At 69.5% G+C, this 7,105-nt stretch carries 4 protein-coding genes; all 4 read left to right on the top strand.

All coding sequences use genetic code 11. From position 1 onward, the window contains the following. On the top strand, positions 1 to 1,824 hold a 1,824-nt coding region (locus I53_RS02665; protein ID WP_043346321.1), incomplete at its 5' end, for an efflux RND transporter permease subunit. Beyond that, positions 1,821 to 2,534 (top strand): endonuclease domain-containing protein, encoded by a 714-nt coding sequence (locus tag I53_RS30790; protein WP_306307420.1) that lies wholly within the window; start codon positions 1,821 to 1,823, stop codon positions 2,532 to 2,534. The genes I53_RS02665 and I53_RS30790, both read left to right, overlap by 4 nt. Next, a complete protein-coding gene (locus tag I53_RS02660) occupies positions 2,531 to 5,998 on the top strand; it encodes an efflux RND transporter permease subunit (RefSeq protein WP_043346320.1) in 3,468 nt (1,155 codons plus the stop codon). Before I53_RS30790 ends, I53_RS02660 begins: the two co-directional genes overlap by 4 nt. Before the next feature lie 215 nt (positions 5,999 to 6,213). Further along, on the top strand, positions 6,214 to 7,105 hold an 892-nt coding region (locus tag I53_RS02655; protein ID WP_251982191.1), incomplete at its 3' end, for a TolC family protein.

Raw genomic sequence — 7,105 nt, 5'->3', positions numbered from 1 at the left:
ATCATCTCGCTCACCGTCTCGCTGATCGCGGTGCTGATCCCGCTGCTGTTCATGGGCGACGTGGTCGGGCGGCTGTTCCACGAATTCGCCATCACGCTGGCGGCCACCATCATCATCTCGGCGGTGGTCTCGCTGACGCTGGTGCCGATGCTGTGCGCGCGGCTCCTGAAGCACGTGCCCGAGGCCGAGACCCGCCGCCGGGAGGGCGTGCTCTCCCGTCTCGGCCGGCGCGCCATCGACGCCACCATCGCGTCGTACGGACGCTCCCTGCGGGTGGTCCTCGACCACCAGGGCCTGACTCTGCTGGTGGCGCTCGGCACGCTGGGGCTCACCGTCTACCTGTTCGTGGTGATCCCCAAGGGCTTCTTCCCCGTGCAGGACACGGGCGTGATCCAGGGCATCACCCAGGCGGACCAGTCCGTCTCCTACGCGGCCATGGCCGAGCGCCAGCAGCGCATGGCCGAGATCGTCCTCAAGGACCCGGACGTGGCCAGCCTGTCCTCGTTCATCGGGGTCGACGGCCAGAACGTCACGCTCAATTCCGGCCGGATGCTGATCAACCTGAAGCCCCGGGATGAGCGCACGGCCTCGGCCAGCGCGATCATCCGGCGGATCTCGGCGGCGGTCGCGAACGAGCCGGGCATGCGGCTGTACATGCAGCCGGTCCAGGACCTGACCATCGACACGGCGGTCTCGGCGACCCAGTACCAGGTCATCCTCGAGAGCCCGAACATCGACGATTTCGAGACCTGGGTGCCGCGCTTCACCGCGGCGCTGGCGAAGTCGCCCGTGGTGGCGGACGTGGCGAGCGACCACCAGGGCCAGGGGCTCGCCGCCTACGTGACCATCGACCGGCCCACCGCCGGCCGCTACGGCATCACCCCGGCCACGATCGACAACGCCCTCTACGACGCCTTCGGCCAGCGCATCATCTCGACGATCTTCACCCAGTCCAACCAGTACCGGGTGATCCTGGAGGCCGATCCGAAGCTGCACACGACCCTGCGCAGCCTCGACGCGATCTACCTGCCCTCCTCCACGGCGACCAACGGGCAGGTGCCGCTCTCCGCGGTGGCGCGGATCAGCGAGCGGCGGGCGCCGCTCCTGATCTCGCATCTCGGCCAGTTCCCGGCCACCACCGTGTCGTTCAACCTCGCCCCGGGCGCCGCCCTCGGGCAGGCGGTCGAGGCGATCGACACGGTCAAGGCCGAGATCGGCCTGCCGCCCTCGTTCCGGGTGGTGCCGCAGGGCTCGGTCTTCGCCTTCCAGTCGGCGCTCGGCAACGAGCTGTTCCTCGTGCTGGCGGCGATCGTCACCGTCTACATCGTGCTCGGCGTGCTCTACGAGAGCTTCATCCACCCGATCACCATCCTGTCGACCCTGCCGTCGGCGGGGATCGGTGCCCTGCTCGGCCTGATGCTGTTCGGCCTGTCGCTCGACATCATCGCGGTGATCGGCATCGTCCTGCTGATCGGCATCGTGAAGAAGAACGCCATCATGATGATCGACTTCGCGCTCCAGGCGGAGCGCGAGGACGGGCTGGAGCCCCGGGAGGCGATCTTCCAGGCCTGCCTCCTGCGCTTCCGGCCGATCCTGATGACGACGCTGGCGGCTCTGTTCGCCGCGGTGCCGCTGATCCTGGGCACCGGCGTGGGCTCGGAGCTGCGCCAGCCGCTCGGCATCTGCATCGCGGGCGGCCTGATCGTCAGCCAGGTGCTGACGCTGTTCACGACGCCGGTGATCTACCTGGCGTTCGACCGGTTGGAGCGGCGGATTTCCGGGCGGCGGGGGCCCGGGTTGGAGCGTGGTGAGGTCCTGCCATGACGAAGCGGGACGTTTCCAAGGCATCCCCTCCCCCCTCTGCGGGGGAGGGTGGCCCCTGCGTCAGCAGGGGTCGGGAGAGGGGCAGCGCGACAGTTCAGGATATGGAACCCGTCGCGACCTTTCCGGATGCGTCGCTCCCCTCTCCCGACGTCCTTCGGGGGCCACCCTCCCCCGCAGAGGGGGGCGGGAGGGCGTGTGACAGGTCCGACTCAGGGTCACCTCGGAACGACCTGCGTTACGGCAGGCCCGATCCACGCCTGCGCGCCTTTGCCCGAGAGCAGCGGCAATCCTACACGCGGGCTGAGGATGCCTTCTGGCAGCAGGTGCGCGGCAGGCGCTTTCACGGCCTGAAATTCCGCCGTCAGGTTCCGATCCCGCCTTACATCGCCGACTTCCTCTGCGCCTCTGCACGGCTGATCGTCGAGCTGGACGGCGAGCCGCATGAGACGGAGGGACGCCGTCTCCGCGATGCGAAGCGCGATGCTTGGCTGAAGCGCCAGGGCTTCACGGTTCTGCGCTTCCCAAACGAGGTTGTGCTCAGCAATCTGTACGCTGTGCTGGAAGCGGTCGGTGCAGCTATCGCGGCGCGGTCAGGACGTAGCTCTTCCCTCCCCCGCAGAGGGGGGAGGGAGAGATGCGGCATCGGTCGCTTCTCTTCCGGTGAGGATGCGCCAGCCAGCCACCCACCCCACGGGAGCCCCATCCCGTGAACATCTCCGAGCCGTTCATCCGACGGCCGGTGGCGACCACGCTGCTCACGATCGGCGTGCTGCTGGCGGGCGTGTTCGCCTTCCTGAAGCTGCCGGTGGCGCCGCTGCCGCAGATCGACTTCCCGGTCATCCTCGTCCAGGCGCAGATGGCCGGCGCCTCGCCCGAGACCATGGCCACCACCGTGGCGGCGCCCCTCGAACGGCGGCTCGGCGCCATCGCCGACGTCAACGAGATGACGTCGACGAACGCCCTCGGCTCCACCCGGATCGTGCTGCTGTTCGGCCTGAACCGCGACATCGACGGTGCGGCCCGCGACGTCCAGGCCGCCATCAACGCGGCCCGCGCCGACCTGCCGGCCTCGCTCCGGCAGAACCCGACCTACCGGAAGTTCAACCCCGCCGACACGCCGATCATCATCCTCGGCATGACCTCGGAGACGCTCACCCGCGGGCAGGTCTACGATTCCGCCGCCACCGTGGTGCAGCAGAAGCTGTCGCAGCTGCCCGGTGTCGGCAATGTCGATATCGGCGGCTCGTCCCTGCCGGCGGTGCGGGTCGAGCTCGATCCCACGGCCCTGTTCAACTACGGCATCGGCCTCGAAGGCATCCGGGCGGCTTTGGCCTCGGCCAACGCCAACTCGCCCAAGGGCGAGATCGATGCGGGCGACCGCCGCTACCAGCTCTACGCCAACGACCAGGGCCGCAAGGCCGCCGATTACCGCGACATCATCGTGGCCTATCGCAACGGCGCCGCGGTGAAGCTCACCGACGTGGGGGAGGTGCTCGACGGGGTCGAGGACAAGCGCAACCTCGGCATCGTCAACGGCAAGCCCGGCGTGCTGCTGTTCGTCTACAAGCAGCCCGGCGCCAACGTGGTCGAGACCATCAACGCCGTGAAGGAGGCCCTGCCGCAGATCACCGCGGCGCTGCCGGGCGGCATCGACATCAAGCTCACCGGCGACCGCAGCGCCACGATCCGCGCCTCGCTCTCGGCCACCGAGGAGACGCTGCTGGTGGCGGTCGGCCTCGTCATCCTGGTGGTCTTCGCCTTCCTGCGCTCCTGGCGGGCGACCCTGGTCCCGGCGGTCGCCGTGCCGATCTCGATCATCGGCACCTTCTCGGCGATGTACCTGCTCGGCTACTCGCTCAACATCCTGTCGCTGACCGCGCTGATCATCGGCACCGGCTTCGTGGTCGACGACGCCATCGTGGTCTTGGAGAACGTCCAGCGGCACATTGAGGAGGGCAAGCCCCGGCTCCAGGCGGCGCTGATCGGCGCCCGGGAGGTCGGCTTCACGGTGATCTCGATGAGCCTGTCGCTCATCGCGGTGTTCCTGCCGATCCTGCTGATGGGCGGCCTCGTCGGGCGCATCTTCCAGGAATTCTCCGTCACCCTGTCGCTGTCGATCCTGATCTCTTTGGTCCTCTCGCTCACCACGACGCCGATGATGTGCGCCCGGCTACTCCGGGCCGAGGGGCACGGCCCCAACGGCGAACCCCCGGCGGGCCGCCGGCCGAACTGGCTGATCCGGATGCTGGAGGGCGGCTTCTCGCGTCTGCTCGGCGCCTACGAACGGACGCTCGCGGTGGCGCTCGCCCATCCGCGGCTCGTGCTGCTGAGCCTGCTCGCCACAGTCGGCCTCAACGTCTACCTCTACATCATCGTCCCGAAGGGCTTCTTCCCCGAGCAGGATACCGGGCAGATGATGGGCGGCATCCAGGCCGACCAGCGCATCTCGTTCCAGTCCATGGAGAAGAAGCTCAAGCAGGCGACCGCGATCGTCGGCGCGGATCCGGCGGTGGAAAGCGTCGTCGGCTTCACGGGGGGCCGCGGCACCAACTCGGCCAACGTCTTCGTCGGCCTGAAGCCGCTCAACGAGCGGGCGCCGATCTCCGCGGTCATGGCGCGGCTGCGGCCGAAGCTCGCGCAAGTTGCGGGGGCGCGCCTCTACGTCTTCCCGCGCCAGGACCTGCAGATGGGCGGGCGCCAGAGCTTCGCCCAGTACCAGTACACCCTTCAGGGCGACACCGCCGCGGAGCTGTTCGCCGCCGCCCCGAAGCTGGTGGCGGCCCTGCAGAAGGATCCGACCTTCGCGGACGTGACCTCGGACCAGCAGGAGGGCGGGCTGGAGAGCCGGGTCGTGATCGACCGGGCGACCGCGTTCCGCTACGGCATCACGCCGATCAAGATCGACAACACCCTTTACGACGCCTTCGGCCAGCGTCAGGTCTCGACGATCTACAATCCGCTGAACCAGTACCACGTCGTGATGGAGATCGCGCCGCGCTACCTGGAGACGCCGGAGACGCTCAAGCAGATCTACGTCTCGACCTCGGGCGGCAACGCGCCGGGCTCGGCCACCACCAACGCGGTCGCCGGCACGGTGGCGGCGGGCGGGACCGTCAACATCAACACGGCGACCGGCACCAGCAGCCCGGGCAGCGGGTCGTCGGCGAGTGCCGCGACCGGCGCCGCCACCGGCTCCGGGGCGGTGGGCGGCTCGGGCAGCGCGGGCGCCGTCGCGGCGGCGGCCGCCGCCTCCGCCACCAGCACGGCCGATACCGCCTCGAACGCCGCCGCCATCGCGTCCGACTCGGCCCGCAACGCCTCCTCCAACGCCATCGCGGCGAGCAAGGGCGGGGCCTCGTCGAGCGCGCCCGTCTCGGCCGCCAAGGAGACGATGGTGCCGCTCTCGGCCTTCGCGCGGATCGAGCCCGGCAGCGCCCCCGTGCAGGTGAGCCACCAGGGCCTGTTCGTGGCGACGACGATCTCGTTCAACCTCGCCCCGGGCAAGAGCCTGTCGGACGCCACCGACGCCATCGACCGGGCCATGGCCTCCCTGCAGCTCCCGGCCACGATCCACGGCGAGTATGCCGGCGCGGCCAAGAACTACGTCGCCTCGGCCTCCCGCCAGCCGCTCCTGATCCTGGCGGCGATCCTGGCGGTCTACGCGGTCCTGGGGATCCTCTACGAGAGCTTCGTGCACCCGCTGACGATCCTCTCCACCCTGCCCTCGGCCGGCGTCGGTGCCGTGCTGGCGCTGCTGGTGACCGGCACCGACTTCACCATCATCGCGCTGATCGCCGTGTTCCTGCTCATCGGCATCGTGAAGAAGAACGCGATCATGATGATCGACGTGGCGATCGATTCCGAGCGGACCCGGGGCGCGAATCCCGTGGACGCGATCCGCGAGGCCTGTCTCCTGCGCTTCCGGCCGATCATGATGACGACGCTGGCGGCCATGCTCGGCGCCGTCCCGCTGATCCTGGCCAACGGCGAGGGCGCGGAGCTGCGCCGCCCGCTCGGCATCGCCATCGTCGGCGGGTTGATTGTGAGCCAGATCCTGACCCTCTACACCACCCCCGTCGTCTACCTCACCCTCGATCGCCTCCGGCACAGGGTGCTCAACCGGCGCAGGCGCGCGGGACGGGGCGGAGAAGCGGCGCTGCCGGCCGGAGAGTGATGGTTAAGGTTTCACGTGAAACAGCGGCGGCTCCGGTCGGGTGTGAACATCTGTCCAACCCACGCCCTCATCCTGAGGTGCCCGCAGCAGCGGGCCCCGAAGGAGGGTTCCAGGGATCGCGCGTCTGGCTGGAGCCGTCCTTCGAGGACTCCGCTGCGCTCCGGCACCTCGGCATGAGGGCGCGGGTAGGCATGACGCCTGCGTCCGTCGGATTGTTGAGCCGCGAACCTGCCGCTGCCAATCGCCGGCGCCGCACCCTCGCATCTCTCCTCGCCGCCGCCCCGCTCCTCGCCGGCTGCGTGGTTGGCCCCGACTACACCCGGCCCTCTGTGGAGACGCCCTTCGCCTACAAGCAGGGCGGCGTCCGCGAGGACAGCCCGGCCTATGTCGCGGCGCGCAAGAACGGCTGGCGCGAGGCCCGGCCCAACGACGCCGTGGAGCGCGGCGACTGGTGGCGGGTCTTTCGGGATCCGAATCTCGACCGGCTGATCCGCCTCGTCGACGTCGACAACCAGTCCCTCCGGCAGGCGGTGGCGAATTACCGGCAGGCCCGGGCCCTCGTCGCCTCCGCGCAGGCCGCCCTGTATCCGACGGTGATCGGCGCGCCGAGCATCACCCGGACCGGCAGCGGCACCACCACACGCACCAACGTGGCGCTGCTCGGCCAGGCGAGCTGGGAGCTCGACCTGTTCGGCGGCACGCGCCGGACCATCGAGAGCGAGGCGGCCCTGGCGCAATCCGACGCCGCCACCCTCGCGCTGACCCGCTTGAGCATCCAGGCGGAGATCGCCGCCGACTACCTGACGGTGCGCTACGCGGATTCGCTCCAAAAGGTGCTCGAGGAGAACGTCGAGAATTTCAAGAAGACCTTGGCGATCACCGAGAACCAGTACGCCGCGGGCGTCGCGGCCCGGTCCGACGTGATCACCGCGCAGACCCAGGTCCAGACCATCGAGGCCCAGGCCATCGCGGTTCGCCTGACCCGCGTGCAGTACGTCAACGCCATCGCCACCCTGATCGGGCGCCCGCCCTCGGAGGTGTCGATCCCGGTGGCCGGAATCCCGCGCAATCCACCCGGCGTGCCGGTGGGCATCCCCGGCGACCTCC

This window comes from Methylobacterium sp. B1, from assembly GCF_000333255.1.
Taxonomy (GTDB): domain Bacteria; phylum Pseudomonadota; class Alphaproteobacteria; order Rhizobiales; family Beijerinckiaceae; genus Methylobacterium; species Methylobacterium fujisawaense.
The sequence above is the reverse complement of the archived record's forward strand: the minus strand, read 5'-3'. Positions and strand labels throughout refer to the sequence as shown.

What these genes read in the sequence shown, in the direction of transcription:
- I53_RS30790 (WP_306307420.1), top strand. Translation starts at nt 1,821, where the DNA reads ATGACGAAGCGGGACGTTTCCAAGGCATCCCCTCCCCCCTCTGCGGGG.